Annotated in this window: 23 protein-coding genes; 19 read left to right on the forward strand and 4 right to left on the reverse strand. The window is 69.6% G+C overall.

Annotation, left to right across the window (positions count from 1 at the left end):
- Positions 1-76 precede the first annotated feature (76 nt).
- From D8Y23_RS03450 to D8Y23_RS16705, 17 genes are all read left to right on the forward strand, one after another.
- Positions 77-1,651: a sugar transferase gene (locus D8Y23_RS03450; protein WP_205796803.1), complete on the forward strand. Its 1,575-nt coding sequence runs from the start codon at positions 77-79 to the stop codon at positions 1,649-1,651.
- 73 nt (positions 1,652-1,724) lie between these two features.
- A complete protein-coding gene (locus D8Y23_RS03455; protein ID WP_128216776.1) occupies positions 1,725-3,050 on the forward strand; it encodes a UDP-glucose dehydrogenase family protein in 1,326 nt (441 codons plus the stop codon).
- Between the two features lie 245 nt (positions 3,051-3,295).
- A complete protein-coding gene (locus D8Y23_RS03460) occupies positions 3,296-4,762 on the forward strand; it encodes a family 43 glycosylhydrolase (protein WP_128216777.1) in 1,467 nt (488 codons plus the stop codon).
- 49 nt (positions 4,763-4,811) lie between these two features.
- On the forward strand, positions 4,812-6,149 hold the full coding sequence (locus tag D8Y23_RS03465) for an ABC transporter substrate-binding protein (RefSeq protein WP_128216778.1): 1,338 nt from the start codon (positions 4,812-4,814) through the stop codon (positions 6,147-6,149).
- 76 nt (positions 6,150-6,225) lie between these two features.
- The gene (locus tag D8Y23_RS03470) at positions 6,226-7,104 is read left to right on the forward strand and encodes a carbohydrate ABC transporter permease (protein WP_077049603.1); all 879 of its coding nucleotides are present in this window, start codon (positions 6,226-6,228) and stop codon (positions 7,102-7,104) included.
- Positions 7,104-8,015, forward strand: a complete 912-nt coding sequence (locus D8Y23_RS03475; protein ID WP_128216779.1) for a carbohydrate ABC transporter permease — start codon at positions 7,104-7,106, stop codon at positions 8,013-8,015. Before D8Y23_RS03470 ends, D8Y23_RS03475 begins: the two co-directional genes overlap by 1 nt.
- The gene (locus tag D8Y23_RS03480) at positions 8,012-9,001 is read left to right on the forward strand and encodes a LacI family DNA-binding transcriptional regulator (protein WP_128216780.1); all 990 of its coding nucleotides are present in this window, start codon (positions 8,012-8,014) and stop codon (positions 8,999-9,001) included. Before D8Y23_RS03475 ends, D8Y23_RS03480 begins: the two co-directional genes overlap by 4 nt.
- The gene (locus tag D8Y23_RS03485) at positions 8,998-10,377 is read left to right on the forward strand and encodes a glycoside hydrolase family 32 protein (protein ID WP_128216781.1); all 1,380 of its coding nucleotides are present in this window, start codon (positions 8,998-9,000) and stop codon (positions 10,375-10,377) included. The genes D8Y23_RS03480 and D8Y23_RS03485 overlap by 4 nt, the downstream gene beginning before the upstream one ends.
- A 73-nt stretch (positions 10,378-10,450) precedes the next feature.
- A complete protein-coding gene (locus tag D8Y23_RS03490) occupies positions 10,451-12,010 on the forward strand; it encodes a glycoside hydrolase family 32 protein (protein WP_128216800.1) in 1,560 nt (519 codons plus the stop codon).
- 134 nt (positions 12,011-12,144) lie between these two features.
- Positions 12,145-12,618, forward strand: a complete 474-nt coding sequence (locus D8Y23_RS03495) for an Asp23/Gls24 family envelope stress response protein (protein WP_128216782.1) — start codon at positions 12,145-12,147, stop codon at positions 12,616-12,618.
- The gene (locus D8Y23_RS03500) at positions 12,615-12,803 is read left to right on the forward strand and encodes a DUF2273 domain-containing protein (protein WP_128216783.1); all 189 of its coding nucleotides are present in this window, start codon (positions 12,615-12,617) and stop codon (positions 12,801-12,803) included. Before D8Y23_RS03495 ends, D8Y23_RS03500 begins: the two co-directional genes overlap by 4 nt.
- On the forward strand, positions 12,800-13,189 hold the full coding sequence (locus D8Y23_RS03505; protein ID WP_128216784.1) for a hypothetical protein: 390 nt from the start codon (positions 12,800-12,802) through the stop codon (positions 13,187-13,189). Before D8Y23_RS03500 ends, D8Y23_RS03505 begins: the two co-directional genes overlap by 4 nt.
- Positions 13,186-13,776, forward strand: a complete 591-nt coding sequence (locus tag D8Y23_RS03510) for a DUF6286 domain-containing protein (protein ID WP_128216785.1) — start codon at positions 13,186-13,188, stop codon at positions 13,774-13,776. The genes D8Y23_RS03505 and D8Y23_RS03510 overlap by 4 nt, the downstream gene beginning before the upstream one ends.
- Complete coding sequence (locus tag D8Y23_RS03515; protein ID WP_128216786.1) at positions 13,773-14,360, forward strand: hypothetical protein; 588 nt, start codon at positions 13,773-13,775, stop codon at positions 14,358-14,360. Before D8Y23_RS03510 ends, D8Y23_RS03515 begins: the two co-directional genes overlap by 4 nt.
- Before the next feature lie 167 nt (positions 14,361-14,527).
- On the forward strand, positions 14,528-14,710 hold the full coding sequence (locus D8Y23_RS17295) for a zf-TFIIB domain-containing protein (protein WP_396654313.1): 183 nt from the start codon (positions 14,528-14,530) through the stop codon (positions 14,708-14,710).
- A gap of 21 nt (positions 14,711-14,731) precedes the next feature.
- Positions 14,732-16,735, forward strand: a complete 2,004-nt coding sequence (locus tag D8Y23_RS03520) for an ABC1 kinase family protein (protein WP_128216787.1) — start codon at positions 14,732-14,734, stop codon at positions 16,733-16,735.
- A gap of 109 nt (positions 16,736-16,844) precedes the next feature.
- The gene (locus tag D8Y23_RS16705) at positions 16,845-17,012 is read left to right on the forward strand and encodes a hypothetical protein (protein ID WP_164878123.1); all 168 of its coding nucleotides are present in this window, start codon (positions 16,845-16,847) and stop codon (positions 17,010-17,012) included.
- Between the two features lie 6 nt (positions 17,013-17,018).
- Here the strand turns inward: D8Y23_RS16705 and D8Y23_RS03525 are convergent, their stop codons facing one another.
- The 3 genes from D8Y23_RS03525 to D8Y23_RS03535 form a co-directional block, all read right to left on the reverse strand.
- Entirely contained in the window at positions 17,019-17,714 is a 696-nt protein-coding gene (locus D8Y23_RS03525; protein WP_164878124.1) for a hypothetical protein, read from the reverse strand.
- A gap of 133 nt (positions 17,715-17,847) precedes the next feature.
- The gene (locus D8Y23_RS03530; protein WP_128216789.1) at positions 17,848-18,237 is read right to left on the reverse strand and encodes a hypothetical protein; all 390 of its coding nucleotides are present in this window, start codon (positions 18,235-18,237) and stop codon (positions 17,848-17,850) included.
- 34 nt (positions 18,238-18,271) lie between these two features.
- On the reverse strand, positions 18,272-18,547 hold the full coding sequence (locus D8Y23_RS03535) for a helix-turn-helix domain-containing protein (protein ID WP_128216790.1): 276 nt from the start codon (positions 18,545-18,547) through the stop codon (positions 18,272-18,274).
- 340 nt (positions 18,548-18,887) lie between these two features.
- On the opposite strand from D8Y23_RS03535, the gene D8Y23_RS03540 reads away from it, so the two are divergent.
- On the forward strand, positions 18,888-20,360 hold the full coding sequence (locus D8Y23_RS03540) for a sugar transferase (protein WP_128216791.1): 1,473 nt from the start codon (positions 18,888-18,890) through the stop codon (positions 20,358-20,360).
- A gap of 82 nt (positions 20,361-20,442) precedes the next feature.
- On the opposite strand, the gene D8Y23_RS03545 is transcribed toward D8Y23_RS03540, so the two are convergent.
- Positions 20,443-22,089 (reverse strand): polysaccharide biosynthesis tyrosine autokinase, encoded by a 1,647-nt coding sequence (locus D8Y23_RS03545; protein ID WP_240663755.1) that lies wholly within the window; start codon positions 22,087-22,089, stop codon positions 20,443-20,445.
- Between the two features lie 558 nt (positions 22,090-22,647).
- Here D8Y23_RS03545 and D8Y23_RS03550 point away from each other — a divergent pair.
- Positions 22,648-23,821: hypothetical protein (locus tag D8Y23_RS03550; protein ID WP_164878125.1), on the forward strand; the 1,174-nt coding region annotated here is incomplete at its 3' end.

A 23,821-nucleotide genomic window follows, 5' to 3' on the forward strand; every position in this document is an offset into this window, starting at 1 on the left:
CGGGGTGAGTTCGGGCTGTTATCGTTCAGCAGGACAGCCGAGATCCGGGACACCCGGGGAAAGGGGCCTACGCACTGTGACGTCTGACCTGAAGGTCGGCGCGACATCGACGTCGCAGAGCACCGTCGTCGCCATCGACGATGCCCCGACGACGATGGAACCGAGCCGCGGATCTTTTCTGGATCGCGCTCCCCGTTCGGCCACCTCAACGCGCGATCGCTGGCGCCAGCGGTATCGCCGGAACCTCATCCTCACCGACCTGGCCGCCCTGATCTGGGTCGTCTACGGCACACAGCTGGCGTGGTTCGGCACCGGTAACGCCGCGGTGGCGGCCAGCCGCGACAGTCGGATCACCGACCTCTCCTACTGGGTCTTCTCGGCGGTGCTCGTCGTCGCGTGGATGTGGGCCCTGTCGTTCATCGACTCCCGCAGCGACCGCGTGCTGGGCACGGGCTCGCAGGAGTACATCCGGGTCATCGACTCCAGCTTCCGACTGTTCGGAACCATCGCGATCATCGCCTTCCTCACCCAGATCGATGTCGCCCGCGGATACCTGCTGATCAGCTTGCCCGTCGGCATCCTGGTCCTGATCTTCACGCGGTGGCTCTGGCGGCAGTGGCTGGTCGTGCAGCGCTCGCGGGGCAAATACTCCGCCAACGTCCTCCTCGTCGGGTCGCTCCCCTCCGTCACCCAAGTGGCTCGGGAGTTCGCCCGCAACCCCAACGCCGGGTACCGCGTCGTCGGGGCGTGCGTGCCGAGCGGCAAAGTCGCCGACACGATCCCGGGCACGGACATCCCCGTGATGGGGCACGTGGGAGACATCTCCCGCGCGCTGCAGGTCACGGGTGCCGACACCGTCGCGGTCACCAGCGCCGACGAGCTGCCGGCGGACAAGGTGAAGCAGATCTCGTGGAGCCTGGAAGCCGGTCGACAGCACCTCGTGCTGGCCCCGAGCATCATCGACATCGCCGGTCCGCGCCTGCACACCCGGCCGGTCGCCGGTCTCCCGCTCATCCACGTCGAGACGCCGAGGTTCTCCCGCGGGCAGGTCTTCCTGAAGCGCACGGTCGATCTCGTGGCGAGCATCGCCGGAGTGATCGTGCTGAGCCCCTTGCTGCTGTTCCTCGCCATGGCCGTTCGACTCTCGAGCGAGGGTCCTGTCTTCTTCCGCCAGAAGCGCGTCGGATTCCGCGGGCGCGAGTTCACCATGATCAAGTTCCGCTCCATGGTGGTCAACGCCGAGGACCTGCTCGAGCAACTCGCCAAGCAGGAGCGGGATGCCGGTAACGAAGTCCTCTTCAAGATGAAGAACGACCCGCGCGTCACCCCCATCGGGCGCATCATGCGCAAGTTCAGCCTCGACGAGCTTCCCCAGCTGTTCAACGTCATCGGCGGATCGATGTCACTGGTCGGGCCGCGGCCGCCGCTGCCGTCGGAGGTCGCCCTCTACGCTGACCATGTGCACCGTCGATTCCTCGCCAAGCCCGGCATCACGGGCCTGTGGCAGGTGAGCGGACGTTCCTCCCTGTCCTGGGAGGAGTCCGTGCGACTCGACCTGTCGTACGTGGAGAACTGGACGCTCGTCGGCGACTTCGTGATCCTGGGCAAGACCGCTCGCGCCGCCCTGGCGCCGGGCGAGACGGCCGCGTGAACTCCCCGCGCTCCCGCGCGGGTCGACGGCGCGACACTCGCGTGCCGTCTCGCTATGAAGCTGGAGGAGACCCGTGCGTCTTTCTGTGATTGGTTGCGGATACCTGGGAGCCGTCCATGCGGCGGCGATGGCCTCGATCGGACACGAAGTCGTCGGCATCGACGTAGACGAGCGGAAGGTGGCCTCCCTGTCGAAGGGCGAAGCACCCTTCTTCGAGCCCGGCCTCCAGGAGATCCTCACCGAGGGCATCGCCTCCGGCCGTCTGTCCTTCACGACCGACATGTCCGCAGCACAGGGCGCGAAGGTCCACTTCATCGGCGTCGGAACCCCGCAGCAGCCGGGCGGATACGCCGCCGACCTCACCTACGTCCACGCGGCCGTCGACGGCCTCCTCCCCTACCTCTCCGAGGGTGACATCGTCGCGGGCAAGTCGACCGTGCCGGTCGGCACCGCCGAGTCGCTCGCACCCCGGGTGTTCGATCGCGGTGCCACCCTCGTCTGGAACCCCGAGTTCCTGCGCGAGGGCTGGGCGGTTCAGGACACCATCGACCCGGACCGCCTCGTCGCCGGCGTTCCGAGCGCCGACGGCGGCCCGACCGAGGAGGGCGCGCGCACCGCCGACGTGCTGCGCGAGGTCTACCACCCGTCGATCGCCAAGGGCACTCCCTTCATCGTCACCGACTACGCCACCGCCGAACTGGTGAAGGTGTCGGCGAACGCGTTCCTCGCGACCAAGATCAGCTTCATCAACGCCATGGCCGAGATCGCCGAGGTCACCGGGGCGGACGTGACGACCCTGGCCGACGCGATCGGGCACGACGCCCGCATCGGCCGCCGTTTCCTCGGCGCCGGCATCGGCTTCGGTGGCGGCTGCCTCCCGAAGGACATCCGCGCCTTCTCGGCGCGCGCCGAGGAACTCGGCCGCGGCGAGTCGGTGGCGTTCCTGCGCGAGATCGATGCGATCAACCTCCGTCGCCGCGACCGCGCGGTCGACCTCACCGTCCAGGCGCTGGGCGGGTCGGTCTTCGAGAAGAAGGTGACCGTCCTCGGTGCCGCGTTCAAGCCGCACAGCGACGACATCCGCGATTCCCCCGCGCTCGACGTGGCCGTGCGCCTGCACGGCCTCGGCGCGGACGTCACGCTCACCGACCCCGCCGCGATCGAGAACGCCCGTCGCATCCACCCCCAGCTGACCTACGTCGAAGATCGGGATGAGGCACTTCGCGATGCCGACGCCGTGATCGTCGTGACGGAATGGGACGAGTACCGCCGCGAACTCGACCCGGCGCACGCCGCCGCACTGACCGCCGGCCACATCGTCGTCGACGGACGCAACTGCCTGGATGCCGCCGCCTGGCGCGCCGCCGGCTGGACCTACTACGGCATGGGTCGCCCCTGACCCGACCCCCACACGAACGCCCCGTCGGGCCCGCGGCATCTTGTCGCGGGCCCGACGGCTTTCCGCAGTCACCGGTGGGCGGTGGGATCTGCGTCGTCGCGGGGGCGCCGGTTATGCGCACCGTCGTTTACTACGAAACGTCTGATTAACCGCTTGACCACCTGTGTGAAGTCTTGCTAGGTTCTGCGTAACCGATTAACCAGCCCCGGTCGTCGGCGACATCGTCTCGATGAGGAGTCATCCGCATGGACCAGCGAGGGTTCTTCCGACCGCCGAACGCGTGGGTTGGCGACGTCATCCCTTGGGAGGAGGACGGCCGGTTCCACCTGTTCTACCTGCACGAATCGCGGCAGGTCCCCAGGATCGGGATGCCGTGGCACCGCGTCGTCACCGACGATCTCGTCACCTTCGTCGAGACCGGTCCCGCGCTCGCCTCCGGAGGGCCGGATGCCGCGGACTTCAACGTCTACACCGGCAGCGTCGTCGTGGACGGCGGCATCCACCACGTTTTCTACACCGGGCAGAACCCCGAACGGATCGGCGCGGACGGCCTACCGCTCCAGGTCGTCCTGCACGCCACCAGCGACGACGGGATGCGCACGTGGGTCCGCCACCCCGATGACACCTTCGGCGCGACCCCGGGCTACGAGACCGCCGACTGGCGCGATCCCTTCGTCTTCCGCGACGACGAGGCCGGCCTGTGGCGCATGCTGGTCACGGCGCGTCACACCGGCGGCCCCGAGCGGCGACGCGGGGTGATCGCGCAGTGCGTCTCCCACGACCTTCGCACGTGGGAGGCCGCCGAGCCCTTCTGGGACCCGCGCCGCTACATCGCCCACGAATGCCCCGAGGTCTTCGAGTGGAACGGGTGGTGGTATCTCGTGTACTCCGAGTTCAGCGAGTCCTTCACCACGCGCTATCGCGTCTCGCGCAGCCTCCACGGCCCGTGGCGGGTGCCCGAGAACGACACGATCGACGGACGGGCCTACTACGCCGCGAAATCCGCCGCCCGCGACGGTCGCCGGTTCTTCTTCGGATGGATCTCCTCCCGCGAAGGAGGCCGCGACGACGGCGCGTGGCAGTGGGCCGGGACGCTCTCGGTTCTTGAAGCAGAGCAGAACGCCGACGGCTCGCTGCGCTTCCATCCGCCGCTGGAGTTCTCCGCCAGCTTCGGCGAGCGCCTCGGCTCGTCGGCATCCGGAACGGTCCTGTCGGCCCCCGACGGGTACGCCGACCTCGTCCTCCCAACCGACCTCCCCGCCGCGTTCCGCGTGGACGCCGTCTTCGACATCGCCCCCGGGACGACGGAATGCGGCCTCCTGCTCCGGGCGAGCGCGGACGGCGACGAGGCCTACGTCCTGCGCCTCGAGCCGCGACGGAACCGTCTGGTGTTCGACCGCTGGCCCCGCCGCCGGACGGGCGGCGAGCAGTGGCAGATCTCGGGGGACGCCCCCCACGTGATCGAGCTCGAGCGCCCGGTGACGCTCGATCCGGGCCCGCACCGGCTCGAGGTCGTCGTCGACGGCGACCTGTGCGTCGCCACCGTCGACGGTTCGGTGACCCTCAGCACGCGCCTCTACGACCGGACCGACGGTCGCGTCGGCGCCTTCGTCGGCGAGGGCTCCGCGACGGTGCTCTCGCTGGAGATCACCGGCCCCTCCACCACCGCCGTCCCGGCCGCGTCGCTCGACGACGCCCTCGTCTCGTCCTGACCCGCACCACCTCACCCCTACCCGCACCACGACATCAATGGAGATTCACATGGTCCACCTCACCCGAGCGGCATCCTGGCTCGCGCTGACCGCCGCCACCGCGCTCGCCCTGTCCGGGTGCGGCGCCACCGGCTCCGCCGGCGACCCGACCGACGTCAACCCGGACGGGGAGATCACGCCACGCGAGATCTCCTGGCTGCTGTCGCGTCCGGCCGACGGCGGCGTGATCACGGCGATGCAGAAGATCGCCGACGAGTACGCCGCCGACCACCCCGGCTTCTCGCTGAACCTCATCACGACACCCGATCGCCCCAGCTACATCCAGAAGTACGAGACCCTGGCCGCCGCCAACAAGCTGCCCGAGCTCTTCGACACGGATGCCACCCCCTTCGCGCAGAAGCTCGCAGAGCAGGGCCGCATGGTCGACGTGGATCTGCTGCTGAAGGACCTCGGACTGTCCGACCAGTACCGCGACGCCGCCCTGAACTACCAGCGCTTCGACGACGACTCGCTCTACATGGTGCCGTTCGAGTTCCAGCTGGAGTTCTTCTGGTACAACAAGGACCTGCTCGCGCAGGCCGGAGTCGCGGTTCCCGCGACTCTCGACGACTTCGCGCCGATGTGCGCGGCGCTGCGCACCAAGGGCATCACGCCGATCGCCCTCGACGGCGCCGACGGCTGGCCGCTCGAGCGGTACATGGCCTACTACCCCTTCCGGCAGGCGGGCCCCGAGTACGTACAGAAGCTGAAGACCGGCAAGGCGAAGTTCTCCGACGCTCCCGGACGCGCCGCCGCCGACTGGCTGTACGGGCTCGGGCAGGCCGGCTGCTTCCAGGAGGGCTTCTCGGCCACGGGATACGCCGACGCGCAGGCGCAGTTCACCTCCGGCAAGGCCGCGGTGTACAACATCGGCACGTGGGAGCTGGCGAACCTCGCCACCGACAAGCTCGACGCGGGCGTGCGCGACAGCGTCGACTACTTCACGCTGCCGACGATCCCCGGCGCCGTGACCGCAGATAACGAGTACGTGACCCCGTCCGGCATCGGCATGGCCGTCAACTCCGCCACGTACGACCCGCTCGTGCGCGACTTCCTGCGCTTCGCCCTCGAGCGCTATCCCGCCGAGGTCGCCGCCTCGGGCGCCCTCTCGCCGACCACGGGCGTGGAGACGACGATCCCGGCGAACGCGACCCCGCTGTACACGCGGGCGATCGAGCAGGCCGGCGACGTGGGCACGAAGATCGCGATGCCGTGGGACACCCAGCTCGACCCCGCGACGAACACCCGGCTCCAGCAGGAGCTGACGCTGCTCGTGCAGGGCGACATCACACCCGACGAGTTCGTCGGCACGATGGACGCGGCCCTGACGGAGAACGTCGGTGGCTGACACCCTCGCACCGAGCCGGCCCCGGGTCACCGGGGCCGGCTCCCCCGCCCGGCGTCGCGTGCCGATGCGCACGTCGATGCTCCCTCGACGATCGGGTCTTGCCGTCGCCGTGTTCCTGGTGCCCCCGCTGCTGCTGTATGGCGCCGCGGTCCTGCTCCCCATCGTGCAGTCGCTCGTCCTCAGCCTGTTCTCGTGGGACGGCATCACCGACCTCGCCTTCGTGGGCCTGGACAACTACGTGAAGATGTTCACGCGCGACGACGTGTTCTGGACGGCTTTCGGCAACGCGCTCGGCTATCTCGCCATCTGCCTGGTCCTCCAGCTCGGGGGTGCCCTGGCTGTGGCGGGTCTCCTCACCGCCCTCCCCCGGGCACGGGAACTGGTCAAGACGCTGTACCTGCTGCCGGCGGTCATCTCCACGGTGGCGATCGCGTTCCTCTTCGTCCGCATCTACTCGCTCGAGCCCGTGGGTCTGCTCAACCAGCTGCTCGCGTGGGTGGGACTCGACGGTCTCCAGACGGCCTGGCTCTCCAACGTGCAGACGGTGCTGGCGGCGGTATCCATCCCCGAGGGATGGCGTTTCACCGGTCTCTACATGCTCATCATCTACGCGGCGCTCATCGCGGTGCCCAAGGAGCTCGAGGAAGCCGCGCGTCTGGACGGCGCCTCCTGGTGGCAGACCTTCTGGCGGATCCGCTTCCCCTACATCCGTCCCGTCTGGATCACCACGACCGTGATGGCCACGACCTTCGCGCTCCGCGGCTTCGACATCCCGTACCTGCTGACCAACGGCGGACCGGGTCAGGCGTCGGAGCTGCTGACCACCTACATGTACAAGACGGCGTTCGTCCACACCGACTACGGCTACGCCAGTGCCATCTCGGTCTTCATCGTGGTCGAGTGCCTCGTCGCGGTGGGACTCATCTTCCTGCTGCTGCGTCGAAAGGACGCGTGATGAGCACGACTCTCGCCCCGCCCCCCGTGGCATCCGTCCCCTCGTCCGACGCACCGGAGCCCCGCGCTGTGCACCGCTCCCCGCGGGTGCGTGTGCAGCGGACGCTGCTGACCGTGACCGTGGTCCTCATCGTCGTCGTACAGGTGTACCCGCTGCTGTGGCTCTTCCTCACGAGCTTCCGCACCGCGTCCGACTTCGCCGGAGCAGACCCCTTCGCACTTCCGTCGGAGTGGACCCTCGACAACTACGCGCGGGCGTTCGCGACGGGGAACCTGGCGCTGAACATCGCCAACAGCTTCATCGTCACCCTCGGCGCGAGCCTGCTGATCGTCGTGGCCGGCATGATGGCCGCGTACGCCCTGCAGGTCCTCGGCTTCCGATTCAGCGGGTTCGTGCGCGCACTGTTCCTGCTCGGCATCATCGTGCCCGTGCAGATCGCGCTCGTGCCGCTGTTCATCGACTACTCGCAGGTCGGGCTGCTCGACACGCACCTCTCGATGATCCTGCCGCTCGCGGCGTTCTCACTGCCGATGGGCATCTACCTGTTCTCGTCGTTCTACGAGTACATCCCGCGGGAGCTGTACGAAGCCGCTTCGCTGGACGGCGCGGGCCCCTATCGGATCTTCCTTCAGATCACGGCGCCGCTGTCGGTGAACACGATCATCACGGTCGTCCTGGTCAACAGCATCTTCATCTGGAACGACTTCATCTTCGCGAACACGTTCGTTCTGTCCGATGGACTCAAGACGATCCCGCTGGGGCTGCAAAACTACATCGGAGCGATGGGCAACACCGACTGGACGGCGACGTTCGCCGCGGTGTGCGTCACGGTGACGCCGCTGCTGCTGGTGTTCCTCGTGCTGAACAAGGCGATGATCGCCGGCCTCGAGAGCGGAGCCACCAAAGGATGAGCACGACGATGCGCGACGTGGCGCGGGCGGCCGGGGTGTCGGTGGCAACCGTGTCGCACGTCGTGAACGATAAGCCGGGCGCGCGGATCGGCGAGGACGCCCGACGCCGCGTCCACGAGGCGATCGAGGCGCTCGGCTACCGGCCGAACGCCCTGGCCAAGACCCTGTCCGAGGGTAATTCGCGCTTCATCGGCCTGGTGGCGGATGCCATCGCCACCACCCCCTTCGCCGGACAGATCATCCACGGGGCCCAGGACGAGGCGTGGCGTCACGGCTTCGTCCTGCTCGTGACCAACACCGAGGGCAACGCCGCCGCCGAGAACGACGCGATCGCGATGATGCTCGAGCACCAGGTGCGAGGCATCCTGTACTCCACCTGGTACCACCGCGAGATCGACGTTCCGCCGCCGCTCCAGCACACCGAGACGGTCCTGGTGAACTGCTTCTCCGCCGACGACGCGTTCCCCGCGGTCGTCCCCGACGAGGTTCAGGGAGGTCGGACGGCCACCGAAGAACTTCTCTCGGCCGGCCATCGACGGATCGCTTTCGTGAACACCACCTCCCCCTCCCCCGCGAAGGACGGACGCCTCGCGGGCTACCGTGCCGCTCTGGCGGATGCGGGCGTTGCGAGCGACCCCGCCCTGATCTTCGAGGCGGCTCCCGAGCAGGAGGGCGGGTACGACATCGCAGGAGCCGTCGTCGCCTCCGGTGCCACGGCGGTGTTCTGCCACAACGACCGCGTCGCGATGGGCCTGTACGACGGCCTCCGCGACCGCGGCCTGCGCATCCCCGACGACGTGGCGGTGATGGGCTTCGACAACCAGGACGTCATCGCGGCGCACCTGCGTCCGCCGCTGTCGACGGTCGCGCTGCCGCACTACGAACTGGGCGCCGCCGGCGTGCGCACGCTCCTGGGACTGGAGGCACCCGCGTCGGGTGCGCGCCAGCTCGTGGCCTGCCCGCCGGTCCTCCGGGAGTCGATGTGAGCCTGCCCCGCCCGCGCCTCCACCTCGCGCCCGCGCGCAACTGGATGAACGACCCCAACGGCCTCGTGCACACCGGCGGCCGGTGGCACGCGTTCTTCCAGTACAACCCCGCGGGCAACGACTGGGGAAACATGAGCTGGGGCCATGCGTCCAGCCCCGACCTCCTGCACTGGGAGGAGCATCCTGTCGCCCTCGCCCACCGCCCGGGCGAGCAGATCTTCTCCGGTTCGATCGTGGCCGGCCCCGGGGACGCACTGACGGCGTTCTACACGAGCGCCTACGCCCACGGCATCCAGGCCCAGTCCCGCGCGACCAGTCTCGACGGCGGCCTCACCTGGACCCCGGATGCCGCCAACCCGGTGCTCGACCGCGGCAGCTCCGACTTCCGCGACCCGAAGGTCATCGCGCTCCCGGGCCGCGGCTGGCTGATGCTCGCGGTCGAGGCGGTGGAACGGCGCGTCGTCTTCTACGTCTCCGACGACCTGGAATCGTGGCGCGAGACGGGGTCCTTCGGCCCGCTCGGCCCGACCGGGGTCGTGTGGGAGTGCCCCGACCTCGTGCGTCTCCCGGTCGAGGGATCGGATGCCGCCGCCTGGGTGCTGCTGCTGAGCACGAACCCCGTGGGCGACGCGCCCGACCCGGCCGGGTCGGCGATGCACTACGTCGTCGGCGACCTCGTCGGCGACGTGTTCCGCGCCGAGGAGGACGTCCTCCTCCCCGTCGACCACGGCCGCGACTTCTACGCCGGGGTGACGTTCCACGACGCCCCCGGCGGCGCGGCAGTGATGCTCGCGTGGATGAACAACTGGCGCTACGCCCACGCCGTCCCGACGGCTCCGTGGCGCGGCGCGATGTCGCTGCCCCGCACATTGGGCCTGCGTCGCATCGCCGACGCGCTGCGGCTCGTGCAGACGCCCATTCTCCCCGCTGCCGTGGACGCGGCGCCGGTTCCGACTTCCGGTATCGCCCCCCACGCGGTGATCGAGATCCGTCGCGACCCCGGAGACACCGGGCTCCTGCGGATCCGGCTCGACGGGGAATCGGATGCCGCGGTCGACATCGTGCACGACCCCGCCGCCCGCACCCTCACCGTGTCGCGCACGGGCGAGGCCGCTCGCGCCTTGCATCCCGACTTCGCCGGCGCGTGCGGCGCCCCGCTGCTGGAGGAGGGCGCGGCGGTGTTCACGATCGTGCTGGACGGCCCCCTCCTGGAGGTCTTCGCCGACCGGGGTGCCACCGTGCTCTCGCACCTGGTGACCCTCGGCGCCGGCCCCGTGGTCGTCCGTGCCACGTCCGAAGGGTCGGAGTCCCCCGCCGTGCGCGTCGTCGCGTTCGACGACGCGCAGGAAGGTCGGACGGCTCCGGCGGCCGCCTGACCCCTCCCCACCGAACCGCCGGACACCCGGCGGGTGCATCGTCGTGCCCGCCGATCACGAGGAAGTGAGCATCATGCCGTTCGAGATCTCCCGCCGCACCCTGCTGCAGGGCGCCGGAGCCGGGGCCTTCGGCCTCGCCCTGGCCTCCGCGGCTCCCGTGGCCGCCCGCGCCACCACGCCGTCGCAACGTGCGATCTACCACATGACCCCGCCGACGGCCTGGCTGTGCGATCCGCAGCGCCCGATCGTCACGGGCGGGCAGTACCAGCTGTACTACCTCCACTCCGACGTCAACAACGGTCCGGGCGGGTGGGATCACGCCACCACAGATGGCGTGAGCTTCGTCCACCACGGCACCGTCATGCCGCTCACGAACGGCGTCCCCGTCTGGTCGGGGTGTCTCGTGGTCGACGAGGCGAACACCGCGGGATTCGGCGCGGGGGCGGTGATCGCGCTCGCGACCCGTCCCACCGACGGCATCCGCAAGTACCAGGAGCAGTACCTCTACTGGTCGACCGACGGCGGGTTCAGCTTCACGATGCTCCCCGACCCCGTCCTCGTCAACAACGATGGTCGCGCCGCCCAGACCCCGGCCGAGATCGACAACGCCGAGTGGTGCCGCGACCCGAAGGTGCACTGGGACGCGTCACGCGGTGAATGGGTCATGGCCCTCGGTCGTGCCCGTTACGCCGGCTTCTACACCTCGCCGAACCTCTGGCAGTGGACGTGGCGCAGCAACTTCGACTACCCGAACCCGCAGCTCGGCGGCATCGAGTGTCCGGACCTGTTCCAGATGACCGCCGACGACGGCACCCGGCACTGGGTCCTGGGAGCGAGCATGGATGCCTTCGCGGTGGGGCTCCCGATGACCTACGCGTACTGGATGGGAACGTGGAACGGCACGCACTTCGTCGCCGACGACCTGACCCCGCAATGGCTGGACTGGGGCTGGGACTGGTATGGCGCGGTGACGTGGCCGAGCATCGAGGCGCCCGAGACCCGACGGCTGGCGATCGGGTGGATGAACAACTGGAAGTACGCGGCGCGCGACGTCCCCACCGACGTCTCCGACGGCTACAACGGCCAGAACTCGATCGTGCGCGAACTGCGCCTGGAGAAGCAGCCCGGCGGGTGGTACAGCCTGCTCAGCGCACCGATCTCCGCCCTGACGGGGCGCGCGACTTCGACGGTGACCCTGCCGGACCGGACGGTGAACGGCAGCGCAGTGCTCCCCTGGACGGGGCGGGCGTACGAGCTCGAGCTGGACATCGCGTGGACCGACGCGGTCAACGTCGGAGTGTCGGTGGGTCGTTCGGCCGACGGTGCCCGCCACACGAACATCGGCAAGTACGGGGCCGACCTCTACGTCGACCGGGCCCCGTCCGAACGCGCCGGTTACGCTCTCACGCCGTACACCCGCGCGGCCGCGCCCATCGACCCCGCCGCGAGGTCGGTCCACCTGCGCATCTTCGTCGACCGCCAGAGCGTGGAGGTCTTCGTCAACGCAGGGCACACCGTGCTGTCTCAGCAGGTGCATTTCCTCGACGGCGACACCGGGATCTCGCTGTACACCGACGGCGGTGCCGCGCAGTTCTCCGGCCTCACGATCCGGGAGTTCGCCACCCCCGTGTGACCGTGGCCGCACGCGTTCGGAGAAAGTGGGGGCCGCTGCGTGACGAAACCGCCTCCGCGTACGTCTCATCAGTAAGCGAACACAGCTGGCCCGGCATCATCGCCCCGGCCAGGACGTACAGGAAGGACACTCCGATGGCTATCGAAGAGAAGCCCGCGGCATCCGTCGCAGCGCCCCGAGGGTCGCGCGTGGACCGCGCGTTCACCGGCTCGGCGACCACCGCCGCCGACACCGCCGGCAAGACGACCATCGCCGACTCCGTCGTGGCCAAGGTCGCCGGCATCGCCGCACGCGAGGTCTCGGGCGTCTACGCCCTGGGCGGGGGCGGCGCGCGGGCGTTCGGCGCGATCCGCGACGCGATCAACGCGACGGATCTCACGCAGGGCGTGAAGGTCGAGGTGGGCGAGACCCAGGCTGCCGCCGACCTCACCATCGTGGTCGAGTACCCGGCCCCGATCCAGGAAGTCGCGGACCAGGTGCGCACACGCGTCGCCGGGGCCATCAGCCGTCTCGTCGGCCTCGAGGTCGTCGAGGTCAACGTCGACGTCAACGACATCCACATCCCGGGTGACGACGACGACGACTCGACCCCCTCCCGCGTGTCATGAACCCGACCATCACCGGTGCCCTCGTCGGCCTGATCCTGGCCGCGGCCGCACTGATCTTCGGATTCTGGGGCTTCCTGCTCGTCGCCCTCTTCATGGCGATCGGCGCGGTCGTCGGTCGCATCGTCTCCGGTCAGATCGACATCCGCAGCATCGCCAACGCGTTCTCGGGTCGGAGCACATCATGACCACCGCGCTTCCCGAGGTGGCCACCGCCACCCCGGGGGGCGGGGCCACCGTGCACATCGGCGGCCGCGTGGACGTGGCCGACCGTGTCTTCCGAAAGGCTGCCGAACAGGCCGCTGCCGAGGCGATCGGCGTCGAGCGCAGCGACGTGTCGGTGGACATCGTCGCCTCGCGCGACACCGTCGTGGTGCGCGTTCGTACCCCGTTCCCCGTTCCCCCGCTCGACGACACCGAAGCGGTGCGGGCTGCGACCCCCGTGCTGGAAGCGGCCCGTGGCATCCAGCACGACCTCCACGACCGCCTCACGCGCCTGTTCGGGCGCGAGGTGTCGCGCGTGGACCTGACCATCGCCGGGGCAACGACCCCGAAAAGAAGGAGGGTGAGATGACCGACTCGGTTCTGCGTACCGTCGTGCGTCGCGAGACGCACTCGCCCCGCACGGGAGCCATGCTCGTGATCGTCGTACTCCTCGTCCTCGCCGCGGTGTACGCCGCGGTCGAGATCGCGCTCTCGCTCGCCGGACAGCCTCCCCTGCTGCTCTCCCCCGGTGCGGCTGCGGATGCGCTCGCGACTCTTCCGACGGCCGTGGTCCCCGCGGGGCTCATCGCCGCGGGCGTCGTCATCGCCGTCGTCGGACTCATCGTGCTCGTGATCGCGGTGGCGCCCGGCCGCCTGTCCAGGCACGAGATGGCGTGGGACGACCGCGCCGTCGTGGTCGACAACGGCGTCGTGGCTTCGTCGATCGCGCAACACCTGAGCAGCGAAAGCGGGATCGCGCGTGAGAACGTCGTGGTGGGCGTCGCCCACCGCACGGTCGACGTGACCGTGCGTCCGCCCCTCGGCATCCCGGTCGACATCGATCGGCTGCGAGCCATCGTCGATGACGAGGTCGCGTCGTATCGACTCACCCCGTCGGTGCGGACGCGCGTCCGTGTCGAGCGTCCGCTCGACGCGGGGAAGGAGAACCCCCGATGAGGAACACCAATCGCGCGCTCAACCGCATCCTGCTCTTCATCGTCGCGCTGGTCCTGCTCGCGCTCGGCGGTCTGCTGATCGTCGTGGCCGCCCTGCCGGGTGCGGCCGATGTGTGGACGCAGACCACTGACGGCGTCCGCGGGTGGGCCGATGGCATCGGCCAACCCTCCCTCGGTGTCGGCGCGATCGCGGCGCTGGCCGTCATCGCGATCGTGCTCGTCCTCGTCGCGGTGGGCGCCGTGCGGGGGAAGCACCGCGTACCGCTGCAATCCACCGGCAGCGACGGCGACGCGGGACGCATCACGGTGACCGACGGCTTCGCGTCGGCGGCGCTGAAGAACTCGCTCGACGGACGCGACGAGATCCTCTCCTCGCGCATCACCTCTAACGAGGTGCGCAACGAGACCGTCCTGCACGTGAGCGTGACACCGCGCCAAAACACCTCGCCGCGCCAGATCGCCGAGCACGTCGACACCCTCGTGACGAATCTCGCGACCCTGACGGGACAGCAGTTCCGCACGTACATCTCGGTGCACTCGAGCCTGCGCGCCAAGCTCGCGCACGACCAGAGGCGTCTGAACTAGCAGGGGATGCCATGTCGCGGCGGTTCCACCGCTGACGCGACACCCCCGTCGTCTCGAACGGGGGAGGAGCGCTGGTTACTCCTCCCCCGTTCATCGCTCTGCGCTGTGGATGACGTCTTCACCACTACGCGTGCGCATGTAAAAATGTGGTGGACAGAAAGGCATTGATGCTCCTGCCTCCCGCCCCGACTCCGACGGACGCTGCCGGAGAAGCCCGCGCCTTCGAGGCGGGCATCACCGAGGGATTCCCGCCTCGGTGCCCTCGATGCCTCCACACGCTCCAGCCGCGGTCCCGGCGCTCCACGGCGGTCTGGGTGTGCCCGAGCTGCGACCTTTCCCGGATTTCGTGACCCGGCGGCTACGCTGACCCCGTGCTCGTCACCCTCCTCATCGCCGTCGTCGCGATCGTCTGTGCGATTCTCGTCGGCTTCGTCGCGCGCAAGGTCCTGGGGACCGCCGTGGGGTGGCCGCGCAGTATCGTCGTCGGCCTTCTCGTCTTCTTCCTCGGAGTCCCGGCCGCGGGATGGGTGCTTCGCCAGACCGGCATGCCCGACGGGGCCACCCTCGCTGCAGACGATGTGTGGCTGTGGCTCGGCCTCATCGCGCTCTCCATCAGCTGGGTGTTCGCGCTCGGCGTTGCGGCGCTGGTGGCGAGCGAGGCGATCTTCCCGACGCGGCCCCTGCCGAACCCGATCGACGTGGTCCGCGCGGCCCTACGTCAACGCAAACGCACGCGCCGGTACGTTCAGATCCTCGCCATCGCCTCTCGCCACGGTGTCGGCTGGCTGTTCCACGGCGGCCACTCCCGCGTCGAACAGCAGCTGAGCACGTCCGAGGAGCGGGCACGGGCCATCGTCGCCACGATCAATGACGCGGGGGTGAGCTTCGTCAAGCTCGGGCAGGTGCTCTCGACCCGTCGCGACCTCATCCCCGAGCCCTACCTGAGCGCCCTCGCTTCGCTGCAGACGAATGCGACGACGCTGCCGTGGGAGACGGTCCGTGACGTGATCGAGTCCGACCTCGGTCGTCCCATCGCCGAGGTCTTCGCCGAGGTCGACCCGAAGCCCCTCGCCGCCGCATCCGTCGCTCAAGTGCATCGGGCGACGCTGCACGACGGCAGCCGTGTCGTCGTCAAGGTGCAGCGCCCGGCCGCCCGCGCGCAGGTGGAGGCGGATGCCGACATCATCGGCCGCCTCGCCCATCGGGCGGAAGCCCGCACACGGATGGGACGCGATCTCCGGATCGAGTCCGTCGCCCGCGGGTTCACGACGACCCTCGTGGAAGAGCTCGACTACCGCGTAGAGGCACGCAACACCGAGATGATCCGCGCCACGATCGCGAGCATTGACAAGACCGACCCCGCGCGCCGCGGACTCGTGACGGTGCCGGCATCGTTCCCCGACGCGTCCGGCACCCGTGTGATGACGATGGAGCTCGTGAACGGGGCCGCCCTCAGCGACTCTTCCGCACGATTGGCCGCGCTGACGGCCCCAGAGCGGGATCGCCTGGCGGAAGTGCTCATGACCACCGTCATCGAGCAGATCCTCGTCTACGGCGTGTTCCACGCCGACCTCCACCCGGGCAACGTGTTGCTGACCGACGACGGGACGCTGGGACTGATCGATTTCGGCGCCGTCGGCATCATCGAACGCAGCCGCCGACAGCACATGACGGCGTTCCTCCTCGCTGCGCTCAGCGAGAACGACGTCGCCGCCACCGACGCGCTTCTGCTCATCGTCGACGCGCCCGACGATGTGGACCTGGATGCCTTCCGGCACGACGTCGGGATCGTCCTCACGGCCGAGCACGTTCGCAGTGCCGGACAGGGTTCCATCTTCACGCGCATCGTCGACGTCATCCGTCAGCACCGGATCGCCCTCCCCGGAGAACTCGCGTCCGCGCTCCGCAGTTTCGCCACCCTCGAGGGCTGCTTGCGCGTCATCGTGACGGACTTCGACATGGTCGGCCGCGCCCTCCCCCTCATGCCGACTCTCCTGCGGCGCACGGTCTCCCTCAGCCGCACCGCCACCGACCTGCAGGCGGGTGCGGTGATCACGCTCGCGCGCCTTCAACGGATGCCACAACGACTCGAGGCCCTCCTCACCGGGATCGAGCGTGGCTCGATCGGCATCACCCTGCGCTCGGACGACGGGACCGACACCAGCGGCATCCTCAGTCGGATCACCTCGGAGATGGCCACGACGTTGGTCTCGATCGCGGCGGTCGTCATCGCGGTCGTCCTGGTGGTCGCCGGCGGCGGACCGATCCTCGGCGGATCGGTGACGCTGTTCTCGATCCTGGGAGCGGTGATCGGGCTGTTCGGCTTCCTCGGGTTGCTCCGCGTCGTTCGTCGAACCTTCGGGCGCCGCCGCTGACATACCGCACGGCGTCGCGACGCGACAATCCCTTCCTGACGCCGTCCGGACCGCTACAGTGTCGAGCAGCTACCCGTTGTGCACCACCGGACTCCAAAGGAGAAGTCCCATGGTCTTTGTCGTCGCCGCCGTCGTCGTCGGTATCGTCACGTGGATCATCGCCGCCCTCGCGACCGGTATCGGCCTCGGCCGAATCATCGCGCGCGCCGACAGCGAGGAGGGCCGCCCGATCGACGCGCCGACGGGCGCGGGCCTGAGCGGCGCGATCACTCTCTGAACGGCGTCAGCCGCGGTCGGGGCCCGCGCGCATGGCGTCACCGCGGGAGTCGTCCGTCTTCCCCGTGCGCAACGCCCTCATCTCCCGCCGCGTCTTCGGCGCCGCATCGATCAGGGGCCCACGGCCGGCGTCATCCTTGCGGATGATCCGCTGTGTCGCGGACACGACGGCCTCGACCGCCCCGACGGCGTCGCGTTCGAACTCTGACCAGACCGACGAGGGCTGTCGGATGGGATCGACGAGATCGTCATCCTCGACGGGTCCCCGTCGCCCCCGGGTGCGCCGTCTCGAGGCAGATCCGACGAGCTCACTCCATCCTCCGCTGGTCTCCGCGCCGTTCGCCAGCAGACGGGCGAACTCGCGGACGGTGAAGGTGGTGTCGAGCAGCTCGGGCCGCATGTCCAGAACGGTCCGCCGGTGGACGTTGGCGGCACACAGCACGGTCATTCCGGGGTCGAGCATCGACTCGTCGAGGCGACGCGTACGGTGCGACTCGAGATCCAGGCCGTACCCGCGCGCGAGTTGCACGAGCTGAGCCTCTGCCGGACGCCCGGGGCGCACCGCTGTCCCGGCGCTCTCGACGCGCACGCCGCTGTATCCCTCGGCGGCGAGCCGCGCGCGGAGCAGGTGTTCGACGAACGGAGACCGGATGGCGTTGGCGGTGCACACGATCAGGACGCGTCCGGTCGACGATCGGTTCATGAGGCTCCCTCCGCGGACGGGTCGGGACGAGGTCCGCAGCCCTGAGTCCATCGCCTGGGATGCCGACGTCTCCACCCGCCCGCATCCGTGGACGCGCCGACCGCCCGGGTGAAGTGCACGAGGGCGCCGAACGTCACGGCGAGAGGGCCGCCTGGATCTGAGGATCGTCGGCCAGGGCCCGACGAAGCGCCCGCGCCCCCTCTGCCGTCATCGCGAGACCACCGCCCGCAACCTCGATGACGAGCCAGTTCTCGGTGTCGCTCGGCCGACGGAGAATACCGATCTCCACATCGGCGGCGATCCCCGGCCCCCGCTCGGCGCCACCGCGCACACGAGCCGAGAAGCCGACGCCCCCACTGCGATGCACTTCGTCGTCGGGATGAACCGTCGCCCCGTGCTCCGTCGTGCACCACGCGTATTCGCATCGCCCCGCGAAGCCACGAGGATCATCGTCGTTCACACCCATGCCGGACACCTCTCTCTCCGGGTCGTCCGTAGGGGCGACCCGATCGTCGGTGGGCACGGAGGAAGTGAAGCACGAGCCTCCGACACCACGGTCAGCGGCCGGGGGCGACACCGTCCGGGGGCGCAGGAAGCAGCTCGGCGAGCGACATCCCGAGCACTTCGGCGAGACAGACGATCGTGCGGAGGCGGGGATTGGCCGGAGTCCCGGGGTTGGACTCGCCGTGCTCGAGCTTGCGATAGGTGAAGGTCGCCAGCCCCGCGGCGTGGGCGACATGCTCTTGCGAGAGCCCCCGTTCCGCGCGGGCGGCGAGGAGCCGTGCGCCGAACTCCTGGGCGAACTCGTTCCACGGATCGGTCGCATCGGTCATGCCTCCAGCTTGACCGTTCGGCTACGCGCACATGAACATGTCTACATGCCGCATGAGGCTGGCGCCGCCGTCACGGGACATCCGCCGCGGAGGTGACGTGATCCCCCGCGGAGGTGAGCACCGGGGCGATCCCTGATCACGTCACCGGCGCGTGGTGGACCGGGGACCGGCGTCGGGTCGCGAAGGCCGACTCGACGGGACCCCTTCACCCCGCCCCAACGGTTCGAGACCCCCGGCGCTCCCCGTCGTGAGCGGTGTCACAGTGCCCAGACCCTGCGCCTCCTGTTCCAGCCCAGAGGCGCCCCATCTCCGGCCACTGAGCCCGATCAGCGGAGTACCCATGGATCTCGCCACCTCATCAGTCGTCTCACCACCCCTTACGCAAAGCCTCACCCCGTCCCGCTCCGGACGAAGGCGCACCTGGCAATTGCGGTATGCGCGGCTGCTGACCGTCATCGACGCCCTCGTCGTCGTGATGACCGTGTTCGGAACGCAACTCGTGTGGCTCGGACCCGACCATTCCGGCGTGAGCGCCGCGCCGATCGACTACACCACCGTCTCCGCCGTGCTCTGTTTCGCGTGGCTCGCCGCGTTGACCTTGTGGGGGACGCGTCTGCCCCGCGTCGTCGGCCATGGCGTCGCTGAGCACAGACTGGTGATCGCCGCGTCCTTCCAGCTCTTCGGTCTGGTCGCCATGGCGGCCTACCTCGCCGGCATCGACCTCTCGCGGGGATACTTCCTGCTGAGCCTTCCGGTGGGGACCGTCGCGCTCCTGTCCGCCCGCAGTGCCGCCCGCTCGTGGCTCGTGGCGCGCCGCCGGAAGGGGGATCTGTCGGCGCGCGTCGTCCTCGTCGGGAGTCCGGAGGAGAACGCACGCGTGGCGGGCGAGATCCTGCGGCAACCCGGCGTCGGCCTCACCGTCGTGGGCGTGCACACCGTCGACACCGAGGACGGTCAGTCCTGGACGGACTCCCACGCGCGTCGCCTCCGGCGCCGACTCGTCGAGCTCGACGCCGACAGCGTGCTGGTCACCGGGGGCGGGAACCTCGACGCGCACGACATCCGACGAATCGGGTGGGGACTCGAGCCCGGGCGCCAGCATCTCATCGTCGCCGTGAACCTGACCGATGTCGCCGGCCCTCGTATCCACACCCGTCCCGTCGCGGGGCTTCCTCTCGTCCACGTCGAGACCCCGCAGTACTCCACCCGCCAGCGGGTGCTCAAGCGCGCCTTCGACATCGTCGGTGCGGCGCTCCTCCTCATCGCCCTGAGCCCCGTCCTCCTCGCGCTAGCCGCGCTCGTGCGCCTCTCGGGCCCGGGTCCGATCCTGTACCGCCAGGAACGTGTCGGGCAGGGCGGAGTCCGCTTCGGGATGCTGAAGTTCCGCTCGATGGTCGACGGTGCGGACACACGCCTGTCCGAGCTGCTCGCAGCTCAGGGACGCGACGGCACGCCGCTGTTCAAGGTCGACAACGATCCCCGCGTCACTCCGATCGGCAAGATCCTGCGTCGGTACTCGCTGGACGAGATCCCGCAGCTGTTCAATGTCCTGCGCGGTCAGATGAGCCTCGTCGGCCCCCGCCCGCAACGCGACGCCGAAGTGGCGTTCTACGACGACGACGCCCGTCGGCGCCTCATCGTTCGACCGGGCATGAGCGGACTGTGGCAGGTGAGCGGCCGCTCAGCGTTGTCGTGGGAAGATGCCATTCGCCTGGACCTCTTCTACGTCGAGAACTGGTCCTTCGTCGGCGACATCGTCATCCTGTTGCGGACCGTCAGGGCCGTGGTCGCGCCCGGCGACACTGCGCATTGACCTCGTGAAGAGAGCGCCGGTTCCCCCACAGAGAACCGGCGCTCTCGTCCTTGCGCACCACGGCGTTCACACGCCCCGGCGTTCACCCGCGCTGGCGGCGACGGGGACGGGCGTCGCCCTCCGTTGTGGCGACCGGGGCCACGACGGCACCCGCACCTTCATCAGTCGACTCACCCGGCGCCGAGGATGAGTTCTGGAGGGGAGGCAGAGTGCGCAGTCCCCGGACGTTCGCGGGAAGAGGCTCTGCGGACCGGCGACGCGGTCCCGGTGCGTCCTCCCCCTCCTGTGCAGCGTCTTCGGAGGGACGGCGCCAGCGACGCCACCACGACGACCGATCACTGCGCCCGCTCTCCACCCCGTAGCCGTAGTAGCCGCCGTACTGCGACCCGTAGTAGTTCGAATCGGCACCGCGCAGCGGGACGCGGTTGAGGACCACGCCGAGAAGTCGCCCGCGCGTCTTGGCGATGTTCCCCACCGCGCGCCGGAGCATGTCGTCGGTCGTGCGCCCGGCGGTGACGACGAGCACCGCTCCGTCCGCCCAGCTCGCGATGATCGCCGCGTCCGCGACGGCGAGAGTCGGCGGCGAGTCGATGACGACGACCATCTCATCCGCCAGCACCCGCGCCAGCTGCTGCATTCGCTGCGACCCGACCATCTCGCTCGGGTTCGGGGGCGTCCTCCCCGCCGCGACGACGAACAGCCGCCCGTGCTCGTCGACCTGGTGCGCGACCTGCTCGATCCGAGCGCGGCCGGCGAGGACGTCGGAGAGCCCGACGTCGTCCGAGAAGCCGAATGTCGCGCCCAGGACGGGCCGACGAAGGTCTGCGTCGATGAGGATCGCCGATTGTCCCGTTGCTGCGATGCTCACCGCGAGATTCGCGGCTGTCGTGGACTTGCCGTCGCCGGGGAGCGGGCTGGTCACGACGATGACCCGCGCGGGACGATCGACGTCGACGTACTGCAGATTGGTGCGCAGCTCGCGCATCGCCTCCTTGTGCGCGAACGACCCGCGACCGTCGCGGATGTCGTCGAACGAGAACACGGCGCGTCCGGCCGCGAGCGCCTTGTCGACGGGGAGGATGCCGACGACCGACGCATCGGTCGCGTCCGAGATGTCCTGGGCCGAACGCACGCGCCGATCGAACGTGCGCCGAACCAGTGCGAACACGACGCCCGCGAGGGCTCCGACGAGCGCACCGACGGCCACGGCCAGCCTCACGTTCGGGGACGTCGGCGCGGTCGGCAGTCGCGCCGAGTCCCCCGCCACGAGACGGACGGCCGCCTGCCCCCCACCGGTCGTTTCGAGTTGCTCTGCCTGGACGGTCATCCCCTGCAGCCAGGCCTGGGCGAGGTCACGGGCCGCCTCCGGCGTCGAGCCGGTCGCCTCGACGCGCACGTTGACGGTGTCGACCGGATTGGAGACACGGACGCGCTGCACGAGCGACTCGGGGCTATCGCTGAGGCCGAGTTGGTCGCGAGCCGTTTCGGCGACGGCGCGCCAATACCCCATGTCGATGAAGGACTTCACCTTAGACAGCGCCAGGCTGTCACCCGCGAGAGCGGAGCCCGTCGATCCATCGGTGGAGACGCTCGCGACGTAACCGCTCGCGTCGGCGGTGTAGATGCGGGGCTGCAGGGCGCTCCATCCCAGGCCGGCGAGCCCGCCGGCGAGGGTGAGGGCGAGGATCGTCTTCCAGTAGGCGCGCAGGATCCGCGCCACACGTTGCATGTCCACTCGAGTTCCGCCTTCCGCTCGGCCCGTGTCGGGAGCGCCGAGTTCCGGGGAAGCATAGGCACGCGTGGGAAGCGCCCCGCGCACGGTCGGCGTCGGCACGACCGGGCGAAAGGAGGGGGGAAGGGCACGGGCTCACCGATGGTGACTCCGGATCGCAGAGTGTGATGTCGACAGGGTGAAGGGGGGATGACGGCGGGGATGAAACCGCTCCCGTAACACGCGCACCGGGCGAACATCGCCCCAATGATCGGGTGAAGCGCACCGTCGCCATGCGCGCCCGTCGACCCGAACCCGAACCCGGCCGACGACACCAGCGACCCGAGAGTTGGAGAACACGATGCTGATCGACCTCGACACCCCGCCCACCGCCGCGCGCGCCGCGCGGCGGTCCAGCCGATTCTGGACCCCGCGCACCGTCACCCTTTCGACGCTCCGCGGCGCCCTCGAGAGCGACGTGGTTCTTCTGCGTGGGCCGGCCGGCGTGGAAAGACTGCACTCCTGCGGCAGTTCGCCGCCGCGCTGGACGACGATCCCGAGATCGGCATCCAGCTCGTGGATGCCGCGCAGGTCGATCCGGAAACGCTTGCGCGCGTCGCTGCGGCATTCGGCGAAGGCCCCTCCCAGCACGTCCTGCTGGTCGACAACCTCACCGACGGACCCTCCGTCGACTCCGCCGCCATCCTCGACCTCCTGCGCACGGACCCCGCCCTGCGGGTGGTCGTCGCCACCCGGCACGTGACCCGGCTCGAGAGCCCGCTGATCGCACTCGAGTTCGACGTCCACGTGCTCACACCCGCTGATCTGCTCATGACGCGCGACGAAGTTGCGCTCGTCCTCGAGCTCCATGGCATCGAGACGACGGAGGTCGCCGTCGACGTTCTCTCGCGGCGCACCGCCGGCTGGCCCGCACTCGCCCAGTTGGCCAGCTCGAGGCTCCGGCTGGAGGGTCTGCCGTTGCGCACCCGTGACGAAGCGGAAGCCATCGCCGATTACGCCGCGCGAGCCCTGACCACGGACATGGAAGCGCATCTGCGCGCACCGGTCACCGACGAGGTGCGTCTCCTGGCCGTCGCACCGTACATCAACGTCGAACTCGCCCGAGCAATCGGGATCGACTCCACGACCGGCACCACGACCGAGCTGCTCCGGGAATTGCAGGATGCCGGCTTCGTCTGGCCGAGCACGACCCGCCTCGTGCTGGCCGAGCCCGTGCGCGGCCAGTGGCTCAGCGAGATCATGGTGAGCGCTCCGGAACTGGTGGAGCACGCACGCCTGCGTCTGCTGGACCACCTCGTCACCGCCGGTGAGCCGCTGCGCGCCGCTCAGCTGGCCGCGGACGCCGCCCAGTGGACGACCCTCGGCTCGATCTTCCGCTCCGCCGGGCCCGAGATCTGGGCTCGTGACGCCGCGGCCTTCGCCGCGCTCGTCGCGACGCTGCGAGCCCATGTCGGGTTCGACCCGGTCTCCGTCGACGCTCTCCTGGCCGTGGATCCCGACACGGCGGCATCCGCGGAGACCCCCGCCCTCGTCGTCGGGGCACTCGGTCGCCTTCCCGAGGCCAAGGCGGCGGCGCAGCACGATATCGAAGCGCTGATCATGCGCGTGAACCTGTTGCGGGCCGCGGGCCGTTTCGCGCTCGCCACGGAGTCCGCGACGCTCCTGGTGGACGCGCTTCGCAGACGCCCCGGGCTGTCGGACGAGGTGGCCGCCGAAGGCTGGTACCAGG

This window comes from Microbacterium enclense (genome assembly GCF_004022425.1).
Classification (GTDB): Bacteria; Actinomycetota; Actinomycetes; order Actinomycetales; family Microbacteriaceae; genus Microbacterium; species Microbacterium enclense_A.

Bases quoted from the DNA above. Each gene is read 5' to 3' on its own strand.
- D8Y23_RS03470 (WP_077049603.1), top strand. From the start codon at position 6,226: ATGCTCCCTCGACGATCGGGTCTTGCCGTCGCCGTGTTCCTGGTGCCC.
- D8Y23_RS03500 (WP_128216783.1), top strand. From the start codon at position 12,615: ATGAACCCGACCATCACCGGTGCCCTCGTCGGCCTGATCCTGGCCGCG.
- D8Y23_RS16705 (WP_164878123.1), top strand. From the start codon at position 16,845: ATGGTCTTTGTCGTCGCCGCCGTCGTCGTCGGTATCGTCACGTGGATC.
- D8Y23_RS03465 (WP_128216778.1), top strand. From the start codon at position 4,812: ATGGTCCACCTCACCCGAGCGGCATCCTGGCTCGCGCTGACCGCCGCC.
- D8Y23_RS03510 (WP_128216785.1), top strand. From the start codon at position 13,186: ATGACCGACTCGGTTCTGCGTACCGTCGTGCGTCGCGAGACGCACTCG.
- D8Y23_RS03475 (WP_128216779.1), top strand. From the start codon at position 7,104: ATGAGCACGACTCTCGCCCCGCCCCCCGTGGCATCCGTCCCCTCGTCC.
- D8Y23_RS03480 (WP_128216780.1), top strand. From the start codon at position 8,012: ATGAGCACGACGATGCGCGACGTGGCGCGGGCGGCCGGGGTGTCGGTG.
- D8Y23_RS17295 (WP_396654313.1), top strand. From the start codon at position 14,528: ATGCTCCTGCCTCCCGCCCCGACTCCGACGGACGCTGCCGGAGAAGCC.
- D8Y23_RS03495 (WP_128216782.1), top strand. From the start codon at position 12,145: ATGGCTATCGAAGAGAAGCCCGCGGCATCCGTCGCAGCGCCCCGAGGG.
- D8Y23_RS03540 (WP_128216791.1), top strand. From the start codon at position 18,888: ATGGATCTCGCCACCTCATCAGTCGTCTCACCACCCCTTACGCAAAGC.
- D8Y23_RS03515 (WP_128216786.1), top strand. From the start codon at position 13,773: ATGAGGAACACCAATCGCGCGCTCAACCGCATCCTGCTCTTCATCGTC.
- D8Y23_RS03505 (WP_128216784.1), top strand. From the start codon at position 12,800: ATGACCACCGCGCTTCCCGAGGTGGCCACCGCCACCCCGGGGGGCGGG.
- D8Y23_RS03535 (WP_128216790.1), bottom strand. From the start codon at position 18,547: ATGACCGATGCGACCGATCCGTGGAACGAGTTCGCCCAGGAGTTCGGC.
- D8Y23_RS03545 (WP_240663755.1), bottom strand. From the start codon at position 22,089: ATGCAACGTGTGGCGCGGATCCTGCGCGCCTACTGGAAGACGATCCTC.
- D8Y23_RS03460 (WP_128216777.1), top strand. From the start codon at position 3,296: ATGGACCAGCGAGGGTTCTTCCGACCGCCGAACGCGTGGGTTGGCGAC.
- D8Y23_RS03525 (WP_164878124.1), bottom strand. From the start codon at position 17,714: ATGAACCGATCGTCGACCGGACGCGTCCTGATCGTGTGCACCGCCAAC.
- D8Y23_RS03490 (WP_128216800.1), top strand. From the start codon at position 10,451: ATGCCGTTCGAGATCTCCCGCCGCACCCTGCTGCAGGGCGCCGGAGCC.